Here is a 21,294-nt window from a genome sequence, read left to right on the forward strand (position 1 = left end):
CCGCCGCGCTCGCCACGCTCAGGCGGCGGTCTCGATCAGCGCCGTCGCCAGCGAGGCGATCTCCTCGATCGCTGCGGCCAGCATCTCGGCACCCTGCGATTGCTGGCGGGCGGCGCTGGCCGCCTCGCGCGCCGCGCCCGAGCCGATCTCGGCGGCGGTCGCGATCTGTTCGGTGCCGCTGCGCACCTCGCGCACCGAGCGCAGGATCGCAGCGGCGTCATCGGATATGCCCAGGCTGGCGGTCTGCGCCGATTCCAGATCGGCGGTGATGATCTTCAGCCGCTCGACCATCGCGCGGTTGTGCGCAAGTTCGCCTTCCGCGGCGCCCACGATCTGGTCGAGGTCGCGCCGCACGGAGGCGATCTGGTCCTGGATCGCGCGCACCGTATCCTTGGCGCGTTCGGCATTGAGCGCGGATTCGCGGGAGAGCTTGCGGATGTCGCCTGCGACGTTGGCGAAGCCGAGCCCGGCTTCCGCCGCGCGCGTCGATTCCACCGATCCGCTCACCGCCAGCATGTTGGTCTGGACGGCGATCAGCGCGAGCCCGTCGGTGATCTTCTCGATCCGCCGTCCCGTATCGCCCAGCGTCGTCAGCAATCCCAAGACCGATCGGGTCTCGACGAGCGAGGTCTCCACGCCATTGGCCAGCCTCCCGATCGTCTCGCGGCTGATCGCGACGTCGGCGACGACCGCGCCAATGCGATCGGACGTCCGGCTGGCGCGCTCCTGCGCGGCTGCGGCCGATCGCTCGATCTGCGTCATCGCGCTGTTGGCCTGCAGCGTGGCCGCCGCCTGGATCTCCGCGCCGCGCCCGATCTGCTCGATCGCGACCTGGATCTGGCTGGAGGCGCCGGACAGCTCCTGCACCGTCGCGGACAATTCCTCGGCGGCCGCCGCGACCTCCTCGGCGCTGGCCCTCCGCGCGCCGCCGTCCTGAAGCATGGCGGTGACCTTGCCCAGTTCCTCGGCGGTCTGCTGGCTCTGGTCGAGCGACACGCTTTGCTGTTCGATCGCCTGCTGCGCCTCGGCCGCGGCGGCGGATTGCTCCTCGGCGGCGCTCGCGACCTGCTCCGCGCCGCGTTCCGCTTCGCGCGCCGCCGTATCGGCCTCGACCGCCGAGAGGAGGATCCCCTCCATGTCCGTCGTCAGCGCCGTCAGCTCGGCGCGCCCCTTGTCGAGCTGATCGATCACCTGGCGCCCCGCATCGGCCTCGGCCGTCGCGATCTCCGATGCGGATCGGATCCGGCCAGCGACGATCCGGACGTCGGTGGCGATGCCGCCCGCCAGCGTCTGGATCTCGCCGGCATTGCTCTCCGAGCTTTCGGCGAGGGCGCGCACTTCGTCCGCCACGACCGCGAAGGCCGCGCCGCTATCGCCCGCGCGCGCGGCCTCGATCGCGGCGTTCAGCGCGAGCAGGCTCGTCTGTTCGGACAGGTCGGCCACCGTCTGGCCGATTTCGCCGATCCGCGCCGCCGCGTTCTCCAGCGAGCCGATGATCTCGACCGCACCGGCCTGGCGGCGCGCGTTGAGTTCGATCGCGGCGACCGACGTATCGATCTGGACGCCCGCCGCCTGGAAGGCCGCCTCGACGATCGCCGACTGGCGGGAGGCCTGCGCCGCACGGTCGCGGGCTTTCTGAAATGCGGCGCCCAGCGCGGCGATCGCGCCCAGCGATTCCTGCGCCGCGCCCGCCGCCTCCTCGGCGCCGCTCGAAATCCGATCCATCGATTGCTGAAGTTCGACCGATGCGGCCGATGCCTCCGCGAGGCCGCTGGCCAGTTCCTGCGTCGCCTGATCGATCCGTTCGATGACAGTGGCGGCGCTCGCCTTGGACGGCGCCCGGCGCACGACCGGCCTCGGCGCCGCCATCTGCTCGTCCGGCGAAGCACCCACGGTTCGGGAAGGTGACCGAAGGGTAGATTTCTTGACCAAAGCCATAGAATCGCTCTCAACCAGCAGGAGAGGCGCGGCATAGGGCAGCGCAGATCATTTCGCCACCGATCTCCAGCCTTCCCAGGGCCCCCCGTTGGCACGTCGCCGATGCGCGACGTTCTCGCAAAATCTGCAATGACTCCGCCTATTGGCTGGCGCCGATGCCCGGTGCGACGCTACCTGAAGCCGACGGTGCAGACGGCGCTATCGTCCCATGATGAGACCGACATGACAGACAGCAGCTATCCCATCGGCATCCCCGGCCAGCCATGGGGCGCGGAGCAGATCGGTGAGTGGCGCTCGCGCCAGTCTCGCCAGCGCCGGTACGGCGAGGATGTCGTGCCGCGGATCGATGCGCTGGCCGCCCGGTACGAAAAGCTCGCCTACGGGCGGCTCGATTATGCGGGCGAGACCTATACGCTGCTCGCCTTGCGCGATCGCGCCTTCGATCCCGCGCTGCCGACCGCGCTCGTGACCGGCGGCGTGCATGGCTACGAGACGAGCGGCGTGATGGGGGTGCTCGAATTCCTGGAGCGGCATGCCGCGTTTTATTCGGGCAAGATCAACCTGCTGGCGGTGCCGTGCGTAAGCCCCTGGGCCTATGAGCGCATCAACCGCTGGAATTACGACGCCGTCGATCCCAACCGCAATTTCCGCGCGGACGGTCCCGCGCAGGAGGCGGTCGCCCTGATCGCACTTATCCGCTCGGTCGAAGCCGGTTTCCTGCTTCACATCGATCTGCACGAAACGACCGACAGCGACGAAAGCGAGTTTCGTCCTGCGCTCGCCGCACGCGACGGCGAGCCCTACGAGCCGGGCGAGATCCCCGACGGCTTCTATCTGGTCGACGATAGCGCCAATCCGCAGCCCGCTTTCCAGCAAGCGATCATTTCCGCCGTGGAGCAAGTGACCCACATCGCGCCTCCGGACCCGCGTGGCGAGATCATCGGATCGCCTGTCGTCGCGCCTGGCGTGATCGCATATTCGCTGGCGGAGCTGGGGCTGGCCACCTCGATCACCGGCGCGCGCTACACCACGATCACCGAGGTTTATCCCGACAGCCCGCGCACTACCCCCGCCGAATGCATAGACGCGCAGGTCGCGGCCGTCCGCGCGGCGCTGGATTACGCGCTGGCGCATCCGTGACGCGCAAACCGCCCCGATCGATCGCGTCATGAACCATTTGCCTGCCGCCCCGTTCCCGCCTTAGGCTTCTGCCCGAAGGCAAAATGTCGAGATATTTTTACAGGTTAGGGTGAAGCGGGATGGCCGAGCAGAAGTCCGACAAGCCGCAGATCAAGCCCTTCGCCGGACCCGCGGGCGGCTGGGGTTCCGTCCGCTCGCTCGCCGAGATCATGCCGCGCGAGCATGTGAAGCCCGAGGCGCTGCGCGAGCTCGCGCGCCAGAACAAGCCGGACGGTTTCATGTGCGTCAGCTGCGCCTGGCCGAAGCCCGCCGACCATCATCCGTTCGAATTCTGCGAGGAGGGCGCGAAAGCGACCGCGTGGGAACTCACGACCTTCCGGACCACACCCGAATTCTTCGCCGAGCATAGCCTGGCCGAGCTGCGCGGGTGGAAGGATTATGATCTGGAGCAGCATGGGCGCCTGACCCATCCGCTGCGCTACGATGCCGCCACCGACAAATATGTCGCCTGCAGCTGGGAGGAGGCGTTCGACGGAATCGCCGCGGAACTGGGGCCGCTCGATCCCAAATCGGTCGTCTTCTATTCCTCGGGCCGTACGAGCCTGGAGGCTTCGTACATGTACGGGCTGATGGCGCGCATGTTCGGCAACCAGAATCTGCCGGACAGTTCGAACATGTGCCACGAATCCACGTCGGTCGGGCTGAAGGCGGCGATCGGCGTTCCGGTCGGTACGACGCAGCTTGAGGATTTCAAGCATTGCGACGCGATCCTGTTCTTCGGCCAGAATGTCGGATCGAACGCGCCGCGCATGCTCCACGATCTGCGCGACTGCCGGAAGCGCGGCGTGGAGATCGTGACCTTCAATCCGCTCAAGGAGCGCGGCCTCGAACGGTTCACCGATCCCCAGAACCCGATCGAGATGGCGACGCTCGGCGAGACGGCGATCTCGACCCAATATCATCAGGTCAAGGCAGGCGGCGACATTGCGGCGATGATGGGAATCGCCAAATTCCTCGTCGAATGGGACGATGCCGCGCTCGCGGCGGGCGAACCGGCCGTGCTCGATCATGACTTCATCGAGCAGCATACGTCGGGCTTCCCCGATTTCCTGAATGCCGTCCGCGCCGCCGACTGGGCCGCGATCGAGCACGAATCCGGCCTGCCCCAGGCCGAGCTCGAGGACTCCGCGCGTATCTACGCCAAGGCCAAGGCGGTCCTCGCCATTTACGGCATGGGCCTGACGCAGCATGTGAAGGGCGTCGAGAACGTCCGGATGGTCGTCAACCTGCTGCTGATGCGCGGCAATATCGGCAAGCCGGGCGCAGGCCCGACGCCCGTGCGTGGCCATTCCAACGTGCAGGGGCAGCGCACCGTCGGGATCACCGAGAAGACCGAACTCGTCCCCGTCGACAGGCTCGAGGCGCAATATGGCTTCACCGCGCCGCGGGAGAAGGGCCTCGACACGGTCGAGAGCTGCCGCGGCGTGATCGACGGATCGGTCAAGGCGTTCATCGCGCTCGGCGGCAATTTCCTGCGGGCGGTGCCCGAGACCGGCCCGATGGAGGAGGCGTGGACGAGGCTGCAGCTCTCCGTCCAGATCGCGACCAAGCTGAACCGCAACCACCTCTTCCCGGGCAAGGTGGCCTATCTTCTGCCGTGCCTCGGCCGGATCGAGGAGGATGTGCAGGCCAGCGGCCCGCAGGCGGTGTCGGTCGAGGACAGCACCAGTTGTATTCACGGTTCGCGCGGAAAGGCGAAGCCGGCCAGCCCGCACCTTCTCTCCGAACCCGCGATCGTCGGCGCGATCGCCAAGCGCATCCTGCCGCCGAACCCGCATGTCGATTGGGATGCGTGGGTCGCCGACTATCGCCGGATCCGCGTCGCCATCGCCGAAACCTATCCGGAGGTCTTCAAGGATTACGAGACGCGTCTGTTCACGCCGGGCGGTTTCTGGAAGGGCAACAAGGCGTCCGAACGCATCTGGCTCACCGCCAGCAAGAAGGCCGAATTCTTGGTGCCCGAGCATCTTTCCGCCGCGGGTTTCGCGGATGCGCCGGGCCGGTATCGGCTGATGACGCTGCGGTCGAACGACCAGTTCAACACGACCATCTACGGCTATCATGACCGCTTTCGCGGGGTGAAGGGCACGCGCGACGTGCTGTTCATCAACGCGGCCGACATGGCGGAGGCGGGGCTGAGCGCGGGCCAGATCGTCGCGCTGGAAAGCGATGCCGGCGATGGCAAGGCGCGCCGCCAGGAAGGGTTGATCGTCACGCCCTATGATATTCCGCGCGGCTGCCTCGGCGCTTATTATCCCGAGTGCAACGTGCTGATCCCGGTCGAGCATCATGCCGAGGAAAGTCACGTGCCCGCCGCCAAATCGGTCCCCGTGCGTATCGCGGCGTGATGCGTCGCCGATGAACACGGCGCCGCACGATTTCCTGAGGGCACCGCCGGAGGGAGCGGCGCAGCGCATCGAGCGGGAACTCGCGGTCGAGATGCCCGTCGCGATCGAGGTCAATGGCCTTGGCTACGCGGTCCTCATGGCCAGCCCGTCCGACCTCGACGATCTCGTCCACGGCTTCCTGCTGACCGAGCGTCTGATCGACGGTGCGCAAGACATAGCCGATGTCGATATCCATGAGGCGGAGGCCGGGATGGTCGTCCGCGTGGCGGTCGCCGAGACGAGCGTCGCGCGGCTCGCGCACCGCGTGCGGCATCGCACGGCGGATGCGTCCTGCGGTCTGTGCGGCATCGAGAATCTCGAACAGGCCCTGCGTCCGCTGCCGGCCGTGCCGCGGCCGTGGGCCGGCGAGGATCGCGCGGTCTTCGCGGCCCTGTCCGCACTCGACGCGCATCAGCCGCTCAACCGCGCGACCGGTGCGGTCCATGCCGCGGCGCGTTGCGCGGCGGACGGCCGCATCGTCGACGTCCGCGAGGATGTCGGCCGCCACAATGCATTCGACAAGCTCATCGGCGCGATGGTTCGCGCGGGGCAAGGCTGGGAAGGCGGCTTCGCGCTGCTCACCTCGCGCTGCTCGTACGAGCTGGTCGAGAAAGCGGTTCTGTCCGGTTGCCCGATGCTCGCCACGATCTCGGCGCCGACCGACCTCGCGGTTCGCCGCGCCGCAGACGCGGGGCTCGCCCTGCGGGTGCTCGCGCGCCGCGATGCGCTGCTGATCAGCCTGCCATGATCCTCGGCGCGGTGCTGGCGGGCGGTCGCTCCTCCCGCTTCGGTACGGACAAGGCGCTGGCGCTCTGGCGTGGCCGCCCCCTGATCGAGCACGTCGTCGCGGCCCTCCAATCCGTGTCGCAGACGATCGTCATCTGTGGACGCGCGCATGGCAGCGCGGCTGCGATCCCCGACCGCCCGATGCCCGATCTCGGGCCGCTGGGGGGGCTCAACGCCGCGCTTCACCATGCCCGCGCGCATGGCTTCGATCGCGTCGTCACCGCGCCGTGCGACACGCCCTTGCTCGACGAGGGATTGCTCGACCTGATCCTGTCTTCGGCGGGTGACGCCTGGCTCGCGGACATGCCGGTGATCGGCATCTGGCGCAGCGAACACGCGGCCGCGCTCGATGCTCACCTGCAGGGCGGTGGCGATCGATCGATGCGCCGCTGGGCCAGGCTCATCGACGCCCGTCCGCTCGCATATGCGGCGCCCTTCAACATCAATCGGCCCGCCGATCTGGAGATGCTGGATGGGCGGTGACCGCCCGAGCGTCGATGAGGGCCTCGCCCTCATCCGCGGGAACGTCCGGCCGCTGCCGGGCGAGAGCGTCCCCATCGATCGCGCCTTGGGGCGCATCACCGCCGTACCGCTCGTCGCTGCCCGCACCGTCCCCGGATTTCGCGCTGCCGCGATGGACGGCTTCTGCCTGCGCAGCCAAAATGTTGCCGCCGCCACGCCGGAGGCGCCCGTCCGCTTGCCGATCGCAGCCCGGATCGCGGCCGGAACCTGGCCGGTGCCGCTGCGCGACGGCAGTGCCGCCGGCATCGCCACCGGCGCGCCCGTCCCCGATGGCGCGGACGCCATCGTCATGATCGAACATTCGGCGGTCGAGACTGGCGCTGCTTATGTCACGATCTCCACCCCGGCGCGGCCGGGCCTCAACATCCGCGAAATCGGCGAGGACGCGATCGCGGGGCAAAAGGTGCTGGACGCCGGCCACGTGATAACGCCCGATATCGTCGCCGGCATGGCCGCCTATGGGATCGGGCAGGTCGCGGTGATGTGGTCGCCTCGAGTGGCTTTGGTCGTCACGGGCAGCGAACTGGCCCGCGACGGAGCGGCGATCGATCCGTCGGCGATCATCGACGCCAACGGGCCGATGATCGCCGCCACCCTTTCGTCCGTGGGCGCGATCCTGTCCGCATCGGAGCGCGTCGGCGACGATCTCGCTATGCTGGGGGCGGCGCTTGATCGCGTCTGCGCGACCGATGCCGATCTTGTCGTGACGACCGGCGGGGCCTCGCGGGGCGACTATGATTTCGTCCGCCAAGCGCTCGAGCGCCGCGGCGCGCGCATCCTCTTCCATGGCCTGTCGATGCGGCCCGGCAAGCCGATCCTATTCGCGCTGCTGGCGGACGGACGCCCCTTCTTCGGCCTCCCCGGCAACCCCGTCTCGGCCTGCATCGGCATGCGCTTCTTCGTCGGCCAGGCGTTGCGCGCGATGCTCGGCCTGCCCGACGAGCGCGGTCTTGCAGTGATCAGCGACGAGCAAGGCCGGGACGACACGACCCTCTTCCTGCGCGGCACGTTCGGACGAGGACCCTCCGCACGCTTCGAGACGCCTTTCGATCAGCGATCGCACATATTGTCGTCGCTGATGGCGGCCGACCATTGGCTGCGCGTCGACCGTTCGGGCGGAGAGACAAGGCGCCTGGCCTTCCCCAAGACGCTTCATTTCGGACGTTAGATTCGGGATCGCCGCTTGGTGACCTTCCGCCGCGCGGGGGCGGCGGCTTTCGATCGGTTGGCGGAGACGGAGAGATTCGAACTCTCGGTACGGTCTCCCGTACGACGCTTTAGCAAAGCGTTGGTTTCAGCCACTCACCCACGTCTCCGGACCGGCGGCACGGGGCGGCTATAGCGAGCAGTCGGGCGGCGATCAATGCGGGTCGCCGTTCATCGTGAGGCAATCGCGCGATCCGCTATCTCCCCCCTTAAACGGAGGTGGGACGAGCGATGGACAGAGGCATGAAATGGCTGGCGACGGCAGCGGCGATCGGGCTCGCGGGCGGTCCCGCCGTGGCGCAGGTCCAGACGATCGATCCCAACAACGCCGCCTCGCGCGCCGCGCGGCCGTCCGATTCACCTGCCCGGCCCGAGCCCGAGCGGGTCGCGCCGCCCGAGCGGGCGAGCCCGCCGCCGCCCGCGGCGCCCGCGACCGAACATGCCGCGGCGCAGGCGTCGGCCGACGGCGCCTATCAGGAGAATGACGTGCTCGCGGCCGCCGAGGGCGTGTTCGGCAAGGGTGCCGAAGGCCTCGCCAAGGTCATCGAGCGGACCTTCAAGCAATATGGTCGCCCCGACGCCTATATCGCCGGGCGCGAGGCGGGGGCCGCGATCGCGGTCGGCGTGCGCTACGGATCGGGCACGCTCTTCCACAAGGTGGAGGGTCAGCGCCCGGTCTATTGGACGGGGCCGTCGCTCGGCTTCGATCTCGGCGCGAACGGCGGCAAGACCTTCGTGCTCGTCTATAATCTGTACGACAGCCAGGAGCTGTTCAACCGGTACCCCGCCGCCGAGGGCAATCTGATCGTGATCGGCGGCTTCCAGGCGAGCTATCTAAAGCGCAAGGATGTCGTGCTGGTGCCGATCCGGCTCGGCGTCGGCTGGCGGCTCGGCGCGAACGTCGGCTATATGCGCTTCAGCGAGAAATCGCGCTGGTCGCCCTTCTGAGCGGCGGCGCGATTGCGCTCACGTCACGATCGACCGCTCAGCCTGCTAGCCCGATCAGGCTGATCTCGCGCCCGTAACCCGGCTCGCCGCGATGCGTGGCGCGGCGGTAGCTGAAGAAGCGCGCCTCGTCGGCATAGGTGTCGAGCCCGAGCGCCTCGATCCGGCCGATGCCACAGGCGGCGAGCCGCGCGGCGACATAGCCTTCGAGATCGAACTGGTGGTGGCCTGCTCGCCCGTCGGCGAAGAAGCGCTCATTCTCGGGATCGGCCTCGCAGAAGCGGATCAGGAAGCCTTCGTCGACTTCGTAGGAGGCGCGCGCGATGCACGGGCCGATCGCGGCGACGATGCGGCTGCGGTCGGCGCCGAGCTGTTCCATCGCGGCGATCGTCGCGTCGGTCACGCCGCCGATCGCGCCCTTCCACCCGGCATGCGCCGCGCCGACGACGCCCGCGTCCACGTCCGCGAACAGGACCGGCGCGCAATCGGCGGTGAGGATGCCGAGCAGCAGACCGGGCCGATCGGTGACGAGCGCGTCGGCCCTCGGGCGATCGGCATCGGCGAAGGCGGCCTCGACGATCACGGCATCGGCTGAATGGATCTGGTGCAAAGTGACGAGCAAGGCGCCGGGGAGGATCGCTTCGGTCGCGCGGCGCCGATTCTCGACAATGGCGGCGCGGTCGTCGTCCGAGCCGAGGCCGACATTGAGACCGGCATGGATGCCTGTCGAGACGCCGCCCTCGCGGCCGAGGAAGCCGTGGGGCAGCGAGGTCAGGGCGCGGGCGCGGATCGGGCGGGGCTGGTCGGGCATCGCGCTGCTCTAGAACGGCGCGGGCGCGGGGTCGAATGGCGGCTTGTGGTGGTGAGCGGACGTTTGGCTCCCCTCCCTGGAAGAGCATCAGGTGAACAGCGCCCCCGCGCTGTTCAGGTCATGCTGGGGGCATGACCGACCTGATGCTGGGCTGGGGGTGGGTCGCCATCCACCGATGCGCTCGGCTGGACAGCAACCCACCCCTCAATCCCCTCCCTTTCAGGGAGGGGAGGTAACGGCGGCAATGGTGGTTAGCGGACGTCGTCTTATGGCATGGCTGCGACGAGACTCATTTCCGATTATTCGTTTGCGGAGTCATGATGACGCATAATTGGAGCATTCCGGAGCGCGAGTATGCCCGACAGGAGCAACGGCGTGGGCGACGCCATGCCTTCTCGCATCTTGCGCCAAGATCGACCGCTTTGGTGGTAGTCGACATGGTACCATTCTTCGCCGGTAATAAGCACAGCGCCGATGTTATCGAAAACATCAATAGGATCGCCGCTCCGTTGCGCGACGCAGGTGGGACTATTGCGTGGGTGATCCCATCATCAGACGATCCTTATCCTGATCTATCGAACGAGTTCTACGGCAGGGAGGCTGCTGAGGCGTTCCGTGTTTCGGGAGGACAGGGGCCTCTCGAGAGTCGCCTATGCCCTAGTCTCGAGCGGTACCCGTCAGACCTGTTCCTAGAAAAGCGTACCGCGAGCGCATTTTTCCCGTTGCACTGCAATTTGCACAGCCAGTTAGGGAGTCGCGAAATCAAGACTGTAATTATTGCAGGAATGGTATCAAATGTCTGCTGCGAAGGCACTGCCAGGGACGCCAGAGCGTGCGGCTACAGGGTTATTATGGCAGCAGAGGCCAATGCGACTGTATCCGACGAAGTGCATAACTCCACGCTTTTCACAATCTATAGGTCGTTCGGTGATGTCCGATCCACGACCGACATCATCGGCCTGATCCGCGCAAGCTGAAAGAGTGTAGAAGGTCCGCTACTGGGCGATAACGGACCGTCCGCTTTCAGCGTCTGGTCCCGCGACCTCCATTCGATCATCTTCGGAGTGGGCACCGCAGCACGGCCGCCCTATGCGGGCGGGGCAATCAGGCGAGACAGGCAGGACATGGCCCGCAAGCACCCCAGACACGGTCCCTATGACGATCCGCAGCGCGACGAGGAGGCTCCGGCGGCGGCGCCGCCCTGCTGGCTGTGCGGCCGGCCGACGGGCAAGACCATCGTCTGGCACCATCCCGTGCCCAAGAGCCGGGGCGGGCGCGATGTCGTGCCGATGCACCCGATCTGCCAGCAGACGCTGATCGTCAATTTCACCAATTCCGAACTGCAGCGCCACGGCATGGATGTGGAAGGCCTGCTGGCCGACCCCGCCGTCCGGAAATTCGTCGATTGGGTGGCGAACAAGGATCCCGATTTCACCGCGACCCTCGCCAAGAAGCTGCGCTGATCGCGATCCGACGCCGGCTTCGGGCCGGATGCTGCGCTCTTGGCGGTGTCGATCGCGGCAGCGGACGGGGGATAGGCCCCGGAGCCCCGATCACGCGAAGCCGGCGGGCTCCGGCCATTTCGGGGAGACCACCGCCAGCGCCTTGAAAAGGCTCCCCATCTCGTCGGGATGCGTGAGCCGGCGGTAGGCGGCGGCGATCTCGTTGCCGCGGTCGCGCGCCTGGCGCGTCAGCGCGCCGGCGCGGTCCGAAATGCCGAGCGCGATCAGCCACTGGCCCTGCTCGACGGGTCCGAAGACGCGCGCGCCGGCGGCGGTCGCGGCCGCCTCCAGCGCGAGGAAATCGACATGCGCGGTCAGGTCGCTCTGGCCCGGCTTCACGAGCGGATCGGCATAAGCGTGCGCGTGGACCGCCTGGAGCGTGTCGCCGTGGCGGCTGCCGTCATGGCCGTAATCCACGATCAGCAAGGCCCCGCCCTGCTTCGCCAGCCGGTGCGCGAGCGCGGTGACGATCGCGATCGCGGCGGGATTCTGCTCGACGATCCGGCCCGGATCGGCATCCCACAGATGCTGCGGGATCAGACTGTCCATCAGCTTGGTGCCTGGCACGAAGCTGAAATCGCCGGCGACGCCCTCCACCATCTGCTCGCGCCAGCCCGAGACGGTCGCGATCAATTGGTGGACGGGCAGCGCGTCGAAGAATTCGTTGGCGACGATCAGCAGCGGCACGTCCTTGGGCAGCGTTTCGATCGTGTCGTGCCAGATCGCCTGCTCGACGCGCTCGCGCTGCGCATCGCGCAGGATCGGGCTCGTCTCGACGAAATGGACGGGCGGCGCGAACTCCGCCTTCGCCATCGCGCGCAGCGCATCCACCGCGAGCGTGCCGCGGCCCGGCCCGAGCTCGACATAGGCCGCCTTCGGCGTGCCCGCACGTTGCCACAGATCGGCGAGGCACAGGCCGACGATCTCGCCGAACATCTGGCTGATCTCGGGCGCGGTGACGAAATCGCCGCCCGCGCCGAACGGGTCGCGCGTCGCATAATAATGCGCGTTGGCGAGGCCCATGAAGCGCCCGAGCGGGATCGGGCCTTCGGCGGCGATCAGGGCCGCGATCTCGTCCGCCAGATCGGCGGGCGGCGGGGCGTCAGGCGATGCTGTCATGGCCCGCGATCGGCTCGACGCGCACCCGCCGGCTTTTGGCGGTCGCGATGAAATAGATGCCGACGATGATCATCGGCGCGGACAGGGTCTGCCCCATGCTCAGCCCCCAGGGCAGGATGCCGAGCTGGACATCGGGCTCGCGGACGAATTCGAGCGCGAAGCGGATAATGCCGTAGCCGGTCAGGAACACGCCGAGCAGGAAGCCCGGCCAGTAGCGCGCGCGCGTCTTCCAGAAGAAGGCGTTGAGGATCAGCCACAGGACCACGCCTTCCAGCGCCGCCTCGTAGAGCTGGCTGGGATGGCGGGGATAGGGGCCCGCGTCGGCACCCGGGAAGACCACCGCCCAGGAGACGTCGGTGATCCGGCCCCACAATTCGCCATTGGCGAAATTGGCGAGGCGGACGAGGAACAGGCCGAAGCCGCCGCAGCAGGCGACATAATCGATCATGCGCAGCGCCGAGAGCTTCTCGCGCCAGGCGAGCCACCAGACCGCGACGACGGTGCCGAACGCGCCGCCATGGAAGGACATGCCCCCGTCCCACAGCCGGAACACCTGCAGCGGATCGTCGCGCAGCATCCACGGATCGTAGAAGATCACATAGCCGATCCGCCCGCCGAGGATGATGCCGAGCGTGGCATAGAAGACGAAATCGTCGGCATGACGCCGCGCCATCGGCGCGCCGGGCTGGGCGATCAGCTTGGTCAGCCACCACCAGCCGAGCATGATCCCGGCGATATAGCCGAGCGAATACCAGCGGATCTGGAAGAAGCCGAGGTTCAGCGCGATCGGCGACAGATGCAGATCCGTGTAGCGGATCGGCTCGGCGACGGCGGCGGTCGCAGCGGCGAGGGCGAGAAGGCTCATAAACCGCGACTTAGCCGAGCCTGAGGCGTGTCGGAAGATAAATGGCGCGCAAACCGAACCGGATCGTCGCTCGCTTGTTCTGTGCCCACAGTTTCAACGACATAGGTGGCATATGGACGAAGACCGGCAGACGACGCGACGCAATGTCCTCCAGGGTGCGGCCGTCGGCATGGCCGGCGCGGCGATCGCGGCCGGGCCGGCGCTGGCGCAGGCGGGCGGCTCGGGCGGCCCGGCCAACGGATCGGGCACGGTCGCGCCTGTCGATCCGCGTCACAAATATCGCAGCGAGCCTTATGCCGAGCAGCGCCAGCCCTGGCCCGCGCTGCAATCGAAGATGGATCCGAAGCCCGATTGCGGCGAGGCGAGCTACAAGGGCTCGGGCCGGCTCGCGGGGCGCAAGGCGCTGATCACCGGCGGCGACAGCGGCATCGGTCGCGCGGCGGCGATCGCCTTCGCGCGCGAGGGCGCCGACGTCGCGATCAACTACTACCCGACCGAGGAGCCCGATGCGAAGGAGGTCGTCGATCTGATCCGCGCCGCGGGCCGCAAGGCGGTCGCGCTGCCGGTCGATATCCGCAGCCTCAAGGCCTGCGAGAAGCTCATCGACGATGCGGTCAAGGCGCTGGGCGGGCTCGACATCCTCGTCAACAATGCCGCCTACCAGCAGTCCAAGAAGGACATCTTCGAGATATCGGACGAGCAGATGGTCCGCACTTACGAGACCAATGTCTTCCCGCTCTTCCGCCTGAGCCGCGCGGCGATCCCGCACATGAAGCCGGGTTCGGTGATCATCAATACCGGCTCGGTCAATTCCTACGATCCCGAGCCGGAGCTGCTCGATTATGCGAGCACCAAGGGCGCGATCCTGATCTTCACCAAGGGCCTCGCCAAGCAGATGGCGGAGCGCGGCATCCGCGTGAACATGGTCGCGCCGGGGCCGATCTGGACGCCGCTGCAGGTCGCGGGCGGGCAGCTGCCGGGCGAGATGGCCAAGTTCGGGCAGGAGCAGCCGCTCGGCCGCGCGGGCCAGCCCGCCGAGCTCGCGCCGCTCTATGTCGCGCTCGCCTCGGACGAACTCAGCTACACGACCGGCCAGGCGTTCGGCGCGAATGGCGGCAAGGGCAATCCATAAGCCTGGCGAGATCGTGGACGGGCCGGGCCGCGGACCCTATCAGGCCCGCATGGCGCCGCCCGTCCGACCTTCGCGCAAAGGCCTCGATCGCCGGACCCTGCTGATCGGCGGCGGGGCCGGGGTCGGGCTCGCGCTCGCTTGGGGCGTGTGGCCGCGGACCTATGCGCCCAATCTCGTCGCCGGGCCGGGCGAGACGATCGTCGATGCGTTCCTGAAGATCGGCAGCGACGGGCGCGTCACCGTGATCGTGCCACAGGCCGAGATGGGGCAGGGCGTATGGACCGCGCTGCCGCAGATCCTGGCCGATGAACTGGGCGCCGACTGGCGGCAGATCGGCGTCGAGCCCGCGCCGATCAATCCGGTCTATGCCAACACGCTTCTGCTGGAAGAGGCGGTGACCGAGCAGGCGCCCGCCTTCCTCGCCGGCGCAGGCCGCTGGGCGGCGCGCGAGTTCGCGACGCGCGAGGCGCTGATGATGACCGCGGGCTCCAGCTCGATCCGCGGCTTCGAGCAGCGCTTCCGCGAGGCGGGGGCCGCGGCGCGGATCCTGTTGTGCATGGCCGCGGGCAAGCGGCTCGGCGCGGACTGGCGCGCCTGCGATACCGAAGCCGGCTTTGTCGTGCGCGGCGAGGATCGCTTCCGCTTTGGCGAACTGGCGGCCGAGGCGGTGGGGTTCGCGCCGCCGAGCCCGCTGCCGCTGCGCAAGCCCGGCGAGGGCAAGCTTTCGGGCCAGTCGGTGCCGCGGCTCGATCTGCCCGCGAAGGTGGACGGGACGATGCGCTTCGCGGGCGACGTGCGCCTGCCCAACATGGCCTTCGCCTCGATCCGCCACGGCCCGCTCGGCGACACCACGCTCGGCGCGATCGACGAGAAGGCCGCGCGCGCGGTTCCCGGCGTCGTCGGCATCGTCCGCAGGCCCGGTTGGGTCGCGGTGCTGGCGGACAATTGGTGGGCGGCGGATCGCGCGGTCGATGCCCTCGGCGCGAAGTTCGCGACGCGCGGCACCTTGCCCGGCGCGGTGCATGTCGCAGGCGCGCTGGATCGCGCGCTGGCGGACGGCGGCAAAAGGCTCGTCGCGATCGGCGACGCGGATGCGGCGCTGGGCGCCGTGCCCTCGCTCGCCGCCGATTATGCGGTACCGCTCGCCGCGCATGCTCCGATCGAGCCGCTGGTCGCGACGGCGCGTGCGACGAGTAGGCGGATCGAAATCTGGGTGCCGACGCAGGCGCAGGGCCTGACACGGCGCGCGGTCGCGCAGGCGACGGGCCTGTCCGAGGATGCGGTGACGGTCTATCCGATGCCGGTCGGCGGCGGCTTCGGGCGCAAGGTGGAGAATGATGCGGCGGTCGAGGCTGCCCTGCTCTCGATCGAGGCCAGGCGCCCGATCCAGCTGCTGTGGAGCCGCGGCGAGGAATTGCAGCGCGCGCGGCATCGCCCGCCCGCGAAGGCGCGGCTGAAGGCGAAGCTCGCCGGCGGGCGGATCGCCGCGTGGAGCGCGACGGTGGCGACACCCTCGGCGATGGGCGAGATGGGCAAGCGCCTGACTGGTTATGGCGGCGGAGGCGGCGCGGAGCTCGGCGCGATCGATGGCGCGCGGCCGCCTTATGCGATTCCGGCGGTCGCGATCGCGCACGCGCCTGCCGATATCGGCATCGAGACCGGCATGTGGCGCTCGGTCGCGCACAGCTACACCGCCTTCTTCGGCGAGAGCTTCATGGACGAGTTGGCGGCGGCGGCGGGCAGCGATCCGCTCTCGTTCCGGATGGCGCAGCTCGGCGGCGCGCCGCGGCTCGCGCGCTGCCTCACGCGCGCGACGGCGGCGGGGGGCTGGTCGGGCGAGGCGCAATCGGGGCAGGGGCTCGCGATCCATTCGGCGTTCGGCAGCCACATCGCGTTGCTCGCGGAGGCGAGCGTCGAGGAGGATGCGATCCGCGTCTCGCGGCTCGTCGTCGCGGTCGATTGCGGGCGGATCATCAACCCCGACATCGTCCGCCAGCAGATCGAAGGCGGGCTGATCTGGGGGCTTGCCGCCGCGCTCGGCGACGCAATCACCTACACCGCCGGGATCGTCGATCAGCGCTCGATCGCCGCTTTGCACCTGCCGCTTCTGGCCGACACACCGGAGATCGTCATCGAACTCATCGAAAGCCGCGAGGCGCCGGGCGGCGTCGCCGAACTCGCCGTGCCCGTCGTCGCGCCCGCGCTCGCCAATGCGCTCGCCTCGGTGACCGGCAAGCGGCTGCGCCAATTGCCGCTGACGCTCGCATGAAGCCCGCCGGCCATCCTCCGATCCCCGCGCCGAAGCTCGGCGTGCTGCTCATCAATCTCGGCACGCCCGACGCGGCCGAGACCAAGGCGGTGCGGCGTTACCTGAAGGAATTCCTGTCCGATCGCCGCGTCGTCGAGCTGCCGCCCTGGCTGTGGCAGCCGATCCTGCGCGGTGTGGTGCTGACGACGCGGCCGAAGAAGTCGGCGCATGCCTATCAGCAGGTGTGGAGCGAGGACGGCTCGCCGCTCGCCGCGATCACGCGCGCGCAGGGCAAGGCGCTGGCCGAGCGGCTGGCGGGCGACGGCGTGCTCGTCGATCATGCGATGCGCTACGGCCGGCCGGCGATCGCCGACAGGATCGCGGCGATGAAGGCGGCGGGCTGCGAGCGCATCCTGCTCGCGCCGCTCTATCCGCAATATTCGGGGGCGACGACGGCCACCGCCAACGACGCGGTCTTCGCAGCGCTGGCGGCGATGCGCTGGCAGCCGGCGATCCGGACGCTGCCGCCTTATCATGACGATCCGCGCTATATCGACGCGCTCGCGGCGAGCATCGAGGAGGGTCTCGCCGCGCTGGACTTCGTCCCCGATGCGATCCTCGCCAGCTTCCATGGCATGCCGCAGCGGACGCTGGAGCTGGGCGATCCCTATCACTGCCATTGCCAGAAGACGGCGCGGCTCCTGGCCGAAAAGCTGGGCCGCGAGGTGATCGTCTCCTTCCAGTCGCGCTTCGGCAAAGCCAAATGGCTCGGGCCGGCGACGGATCTGACGCTTGCCGATCTTGGGCGTGCCGGAAGGCGCGTGGCGATCGTGACGCCCGGCTTCTCGGCGGATTGTCTGGAGACGCTGGAGGAGATTTCGATCCGCGGCCGCGAGGACTTCCTGGCCGCGGGCGGAGAGGATTTTGCCTATCTGCCCTGCCTCAATGCCGGCGTGCGCGGAATGGACATGATCGAGGCGCTTGTCCGACAAGAGCTTGCGGGCTGGCTCCCGGTTTCATAGGCTGCGGTTAACAAGCAGGCGTTGTTGGGAGAATGTGGATGGCGCGCGTGGCAATCGTTACCGGTGGGACGCGTGGGATCGGCGAGGCGATCAGCATCGCGCTGAAGGCCGAAGGCGCGATCGTCGCCGCCAATTATGCCGGCAATGACGAGCGCGCGAAGGAATTCAGCGAGCGCACCGGCATCGCGGTCTTCAAATGGGACGTCGCCGATCCGGCCGCCGTGGACGCGGGCGTCGCCGCGGTCGAGGCTGCGCTCGGCCCGATCGACATCGTCGTCAACAATGCCGGCATCACCCGCGACGGGACGATGCTCAAGCAGACCTACGAGGAGTGGAAGGCGGTCATCGACACCAATCTCGGCGGCTGCTTCAACATGGCGAAGGCCACGTTCAAGGGCATGAAGGAGCGCGGCTGGGGGCGCTTCGTCAATATCGGCTCGATCAACGGCCAGGCCGGCCAATATGGCCAGGTCAATTATGCCGCCGCCAAATCGGGCATCCACGGCTTCACCAAGGCGCTCGCGCAGGAAGGCGCGCGCTTCGGCGTCACGGTCAACGCGATCGCGCCCGGCTATATCGATACCGACATGGTCGCTGCGGTCCCCGCCGACGTGCTCGCCAAGATCGTTGCCAAGATCCCGGTCGGCCGGCTCGGCAACGCGCACGAAATCGCGCGCGGCGTGACCTTTCTCTGCTCCGAAGATGGCGGCTTCGTCACCGGATCGACATTGTCGATCAACGGCGGCCAGCACATGTATTGATGGACCGGACGGGCCCCGACGACGCGAAGCGGGGCCCGATCAAGCGATCGGTGATGATCGCCGGCCATGCCACCTCGGTCACGCTCGAGCCGATCTTCTGGGATGCGCTGCGCGAAGCCGCGGACGCCGATCGCCTGCCACTAAGCGCGCTCGTCGCGCGCATCGATGCCGAGCGGGCGGGGCAGGGTGCCGCCGTCAATCTCGCCAGCGCGATCCGCGTCTGGCTGTTCCAGCGTCTCAGAGCTGACACGGTCGCCTGATTCCCTCGCCGCCACGGCGCGCTAACCCTGCGAAAAACCCGGAATTCTCCTGATCCTCGCATGTTTCGAAACGTTGCAGCGTCGAAACATAGTTGACTCCCATGCGAATGATTCGCATTAGCCGCGCCGGCAAATGAGAATCAGTCGCAACAAAGGGGGTCTTCCTTGCGCTCGAACACAATCCGGCCGGCCTCGGCCTTTCTCGCTCTCTCCTGCGTCGGCCTGATCGCAGCACCCGTCGCCGCCCAGGCGCAGAGCAGCCCCCAGGATGAAAAGGGAACCGAGCTCGAGGGCGTCACCGTCACCGACACGGCGGTGGCCGACGAAGTAAAGGTCGGGAAGCTGGAGAGCCCCAAATATACCCGCCCGCTGCTTGATCTTCCGCAGACGGTGACGGTCATCGGCAATACGACGATCCGCCAGCAGAACCTGCTTTCGCTGCGCGATGCGCTGGCGACGATCCCGGGCATTACGTTCGGCGCGGGCGAAGGCGGCGGTGGCTATGGCGACAGCATCAACCTGCGCGGCCAGAGCGCGAATAATGACATCCAGATCGACGGCGTGCGTGACAGCGCCCAATATAGCCGCTCGGACACATTCAACTTGGAGCAGATCGAGGTCGTGAACGGCGCGAACTCGGTCTATGGCGGCGGCGGGTCGATCAGCGGCACGATCAACCTCGTGACCAAGCGCCCCAAGGAAGCGGACCTTACTGTCGTCCAGGGCGCGGTCGGCACCGACGATTATTTTCGTGGTACGGTCGATAGCAACATCAAGCTATCCGACACGGTCGCCTTTCGCCTGAACGCGATGGCGCATCAGAACGATCTGCCGCGCCGTGATTTCGAATATGCGCATCGCTGGGGCGTCGCGCCGTCGATCACGGTCGGCCTCGGCACGCCGACGCGCTTCACCCTGATGTATTCGCACCAGGAGGATCACAATATCCCGGTCTATGGCGTGCCGTATTACGCCTCGTTGGGCGGGCTGCTTCCGGGTGCGAGCTACAGCGGCTATTATGGCTACGAGGATATCGACAAGCAGACGCAGTCGGTCGACATTGGGACTGCGATCCTCGAACATGATTTCACGGACAAGATCTCGCTGCGCAACCTGACCCGCTGGGAGCGGGTGGAGCAGGACACGTATGCCGATCCGCCGCAGGGGACCTATTGCCTGTCGACCGGCCAGACGACCACGGGTGTCGCCTGCGCGGCGGGCCAGCAGGCCGGTCTTTTCTACCCGTCAGGCCCGCGCGGCACGGCGCGCCTCACCAACACCAGGAATTTGTTCACGCAGTTCGATCTGCGCGGCGTGTTCGACACGGTCGGCATCGAGCATACGATCAATCTCGGCGCGTCGATCGGTCGCGAAACCTATGATATCAGCAACGGCAACGTGCTGCGCAACATTGCGGGCGCCACCCCCAATCCGACGCTGCCGGCCATCAACATCGCCAATCCGAATCCGATCTATGGCGGGCCGATCAACTATATCCCGACCGCGGCGTCGGAGGGCCGGCTGATCACGAAGGCCGTCTATCTGTTCGATGCGATCAAGCTGAGCGAGATGTTCGAGATCAATGGCGGCCTGCGCTACGAGGGCTTCAAGACCAAGTTCCGCTCCGACACGATTATCGGCACGCCGGGTGCAACCTTCGGCCGGGTCACGCGCGGCGCGGACCAGACGGCGAACGACAATCTCTTCTCCTACCGCGTCGGCCTCGTCTTCAAGCCGGTCACGAACGCAAGCCTGTACGTTGCCTACGGCAATTCGAAGACGCCTGTCTCCTCGACCGTCCGCTCCGGCTGCGGCACGATCGCCGCGGGCGCGCCCAACGTCGATCCATGCGATGCCAAGCCGCAGACCGCGGTCAATTACGAGGTCGGTGGCAAGATCGATCTGATGGACGCCAAGCTGCAGCTGACCGCTTCGGTCTTCCGCAACGAGCGCACCAACTTCCCCGTAACGAGTTTCGATCCGCTGTTCCCCACGCTGCAGGTCAATGACGGCAAGAGCCGCGTCAACGGCATCACGCTGGGCGCGTCGGGCAAGATCACGCCGAACTGGACGATCTTCGCCAATTACAGCTATCTCGACACGAAGATCTTGCAGAGCATCTCGGATGTCTGCAAGGAGCGGCCCACGACCACCGGCTGCACTGGCGATGCCCAGGCGGGCGCGGTCATCAACCAGACGCCGAAGAATTCGGGCAGCCTGTTCACCACCTACACGCTGCCATTCGGGCTGCAGCTCGGATACGGCGCCACGTATCAGGGCGACTATGCCCTCAACAATACAGGCGTGGTCTACCGCTCGAAGGACTATCTGATCCATCGCGCGATGCTGTCCTACCCGATTGCCGGCGGGCTGACCGCGCAGGTCAACGTGCAGAACTTCACCAACAAGAAATATTATACCAGCATCCGCAACAATGGCTGGGCGAGCCCTGGCGAGGGCCGTCAGGCGATCCTCAGCCTGTTCTACAGCTTCTGATCCCAACGGCGCCGGGCCTCTCGCGAGGTCCGGCGCTAATGCGATTGATTATCAGTAGGCGCGGCGCTACCAGCATCGCGAGGGGAATCACTTT

At 67.6% G+C, this 21,294-nt stretch carries 18 protein-coding genes and 1 tRNA gene; 14 read left to right on the top strand and 5 right to left on the bottom strand.

Features of this window, described 5'->3' with window-relative positions:
- Positions 1 to 18 precede the first annotated feature (18 nt).
- The gene (locus Q4F19_RS20270; RefSeq protein WP_341850209.1) at positions 19 to 1,869 is read right to left on the bottom strand and encodes a methyl-accepting chemotaxis protein; all 1,851 of its coding nucleotides are present in this window, start codon (positions 1,867 to 1,869) and stop codon (positions 19 to 21) included.
- Positions 1,870 to 2,160: 291 nt separating this feature from the next.
- Here Q4F19_RS20270 and Q4F19_RS20275 point away from each other — a divergent pair, with 291 nt between their 5' ends.
- From Q4F19_RS20275 to Q4F19_RS20295, 5 genes are all read left to right on the top strand, one after another.
- Positions 2,161 to 3,078 (top strand): M14 family metallopeptidase, encoded by a 918-nt coding sequence (locus tag Q4F19_RS20275; protein ID WP_303546511.1) that lies wholly within the window; start codon positions 2,161 to 2,163, stop codon positions 3,076 to 3,078.
- A gap of 119 nt (positions 3,079 to 3,197) precedes the next feature.
- A complete protein-coding gene (locus Q4F19_RS20280; protein WP_303546513.1) occupies positions 3,198 to 5,486 on the top strand; it encodes an FdhF/YdeP family oxidoreductase in 2,289 nt (762 codons plus the stop codon).
- A gap of 10 nt (positions 5,487 to 5,496) precedes the next feature.
- Positions 5,497 to 6,273, top strand: coding sequence for a formate dehydrogenase accessory sulfurtransferase FdhD (gene fdhD / locus Q4F19_RS20285; RefSeq protein ID WP_303546515.1), 777 nt, complete (start codon positions 5,497 to 5,499; stop codon positions 6,271 to 6,273).
- Positions 6,270 to 6,794 (top strand): molybdenum cofactor guanylyltransferase, encoded by a 525-nt coding sequence (gene mobA / locus Q4F19_RS20290; RefSeq protein ID WP_303546518.1) that lies wholly within the window; start codon positions 6,270 to 6,272, stop codon positions 6,792 to 6,794. Before fdhD ends, mobA begins: the two co-directional genes overlap by 4 nt.
- Positions 6,784 to 8,001: a molybdopterin molybdotransferase MoeA gene (locus Q4F19_RS20295; RefSeq protein WP_303546519.1), complete on the top strand. Its 1,218-nt coding sequence runs from the start codon at positions 6,784 to 6,786 to the stop codon at positions 7,999 to 8,001. Before mobA ends, Q4F19_RS20295 begins: the two co-directional genes overlap by 11 nt.
- A gap of 58 nt (positions 8,002 to 8,059) precedes the next feature.
- Here the strand turns inward: Q4F19_RS20295 and Q4F19_RS20300 are convergent.
- Positions 8,060 to 8,149 (bottom strand) — tRNA-Ser (locus Q4F19_RS20300).
- Positions 8,150 to 8,282: 133 nt separating this feature from the next.
- Between Q4F19_RS20300 and Q4F19_RS20305 the strand changes: the two genes are divergently transcribed.
- Complete coding sequence (locus tag Q4F19_RS20305) at positions 8,283 to 8,987, top strand: DUF1134 domain-containing protein (RefSeq protein ID WP_303546520.1); 705 nt, start codon at positions 8,283 to 8,285, stop codon at positions 8,985 to 8,987.
- A 37-nt stretch (positions 8,988 to 9,024) separates the two neighbouring features.
- On the opposite strand, the gene pgeF is transcribed toward Q4F19_RS20305, so the two are convergent.
- On the bottom strand, positions 9,025 to 9,795 hold the full coding sequence (gene pgeF, locus Q4F19_RS20310; protein ID WP_303546521.1) for a peptidoglycan editing factor PgeF: 771 nt from the start codon (positions 9,793 to 9,795) through the stop codon (positions 9,025 to 9,027).
- A gap of 317 nt (positions 9,796 to 10,112) precedes the next feature.
- Between pgeF and Q4F19_RS20315 the strand changes: the two genes are divergently transcribed.
- Positions 10,113 to 10,772 carry a cysteine hydrolase family protein gene (locus tag Q4F19_RS20315; RefSeq protein WP_303546522.1) on the top strand — a complete coding sequence of 220 codons (660 nt, stop codon included), beginning with the start codon at positions 10,113 to 10,115 and terminating at the stop codon, positions 10,770 to 10,772.
- A gap of 147 nt (positions 10,773 to 10,919) precedes the next feature.
- A complete protein-coding gene (locus tag Q4F19_RS20320) occupies positions 10,920 to 11,258 on the top strand; it encodes a BRCT domain-containing protein (protein ID WP_303546523.1) in 339 nt (112 codons plus the stop codon).
- A gap of 90 nt (positions 11,259 to 11,348) precedes the next feature.
- Here the strand turns inward: Q4F19_RS20320 and Q4F19_RS20325 are convergent, their stop codons facing one another.
- A complete protein-coding gene (locus tag Q4F19_RS20325; RefSeq protein WP_303546524.1) occupies positions 11,349 to 12,416 on the bottom strand; it encodes a class I SAM-dependent methyltransferase in 1,068 nt (355 codons plus the stop codon).
- Positions 12,400 to 13,281: a prolipoprotein diacylglyceryl transferase gene (gene lgt, locus Q4F19_RS20330; RefSeq protein ID WP_303546526.1), complete on the bottom strand. Its 882-nt coding sequence runs from the start codon at positions 13,279 to 13,281 to the stop codon at positions 12,400 to 12,402. The genes Q4F19_RS20325 and lgt overlap by 17 nt, the downstream gene beginning before the upstream one ends.
- A gap of 112 nt (positions 13,282 to 13,393) precedes the next feature.
- On the opposite strand from lgt, the gene Q4F19_RS20335 reads away from it, so the two are divergent.
- The 6 genes from Q4F19_RS20335 (at position 13,394) to Q4F19_RS20360 (ending at position 21,200) form a co-directional block, all read left to right on the top strand.
- Positions 13,394 to 14,413 carry an SDR family oxidoreductase gene (locus tag Q4F19_RS20335; protein WP_303546527.1) on the top strand — a complete coding sequence of 340 codons (1,020 nt, stop codon included), beginning with the start codon at positions 13,394 to 13,396 and terminating at the stop codon, positions 14,411 to 14,413.
- Positions 14,414 to 14,462: 49 nt separating this feature from the next.
- A complete protein-coding gene (locus Q4F19_RS20340) occupies positions 14,463 to 16,682 on the top strand; it encodes a xanthine dehydrogenase family protein molybdopterin-binding subunit (RefSeq protein ID WP_303546529.1) in 2,220 nt (739 codons plus the stop codon).
- Positions 16,679 to 17,683, top strand: a complete 1,005-nt coding sequence (gene hemH / locus Q4F19_RS20345) for a ferrochelatase (RefSeq protein ID WP_303546531.1) — start codon at positions 16,679 to 16,681, stop codon at positions 17,681 to 17,683. Before Q4F19_RS20340 ends, hemH begins: the two co-directional genes overlap by 4 nt.
- Positions 17,684 to 17,721: 38 nt before the next feature.
- Entirely contained in the window at positions 17,722 to 18,444 is a 723-nt protein-coding gene (phbB, locus tag Q4F19_RS20350) for an acetoacetyl-CoA reductase (RefSeq protein WP_303546533.1), read from the top strand.
- Complete coding sequence (locus tag Q4F19_RS20355; protein ID WP_303546535.1) at positions 18,444 to 18,704, top strand: ribbon-helix-helix domain-containing protein; 261 nt, start codon at positions 18,444 to 18,446, stop codon at positions 18,702 to 18,704. Before phbB ends, Q4F19_RS20355 begins: the two co-directional genes overlap by 1 nt.
- 165 nt (positions 18,705 to 18,869) lie before the next feature.
- The gene (locus tag Q4F19_RS20360; protein WP_303546536.1) at positions 18,870 to 21,200 is read left to right on the top strand and encodes a TonB-dependent receptor; all 2,331 of its coding nucleotides are present in this window, start codon (positions 18,870 to 18,872) and stop codon (positions 21,198 to 21,200) included.
- Positions 21,201 to 21,294: the final 94 nt, after the last annotated feature.

This window comes from Sphingomonas natans, assembly GCF_030546695.1.
Lineage (GTDB): Bacteria > Pseudomonadota > Alphaproteobacteria > Sphingomonadales > Sphingomonadaceae > Sphingomonas_I > Sphingomonas_I natans.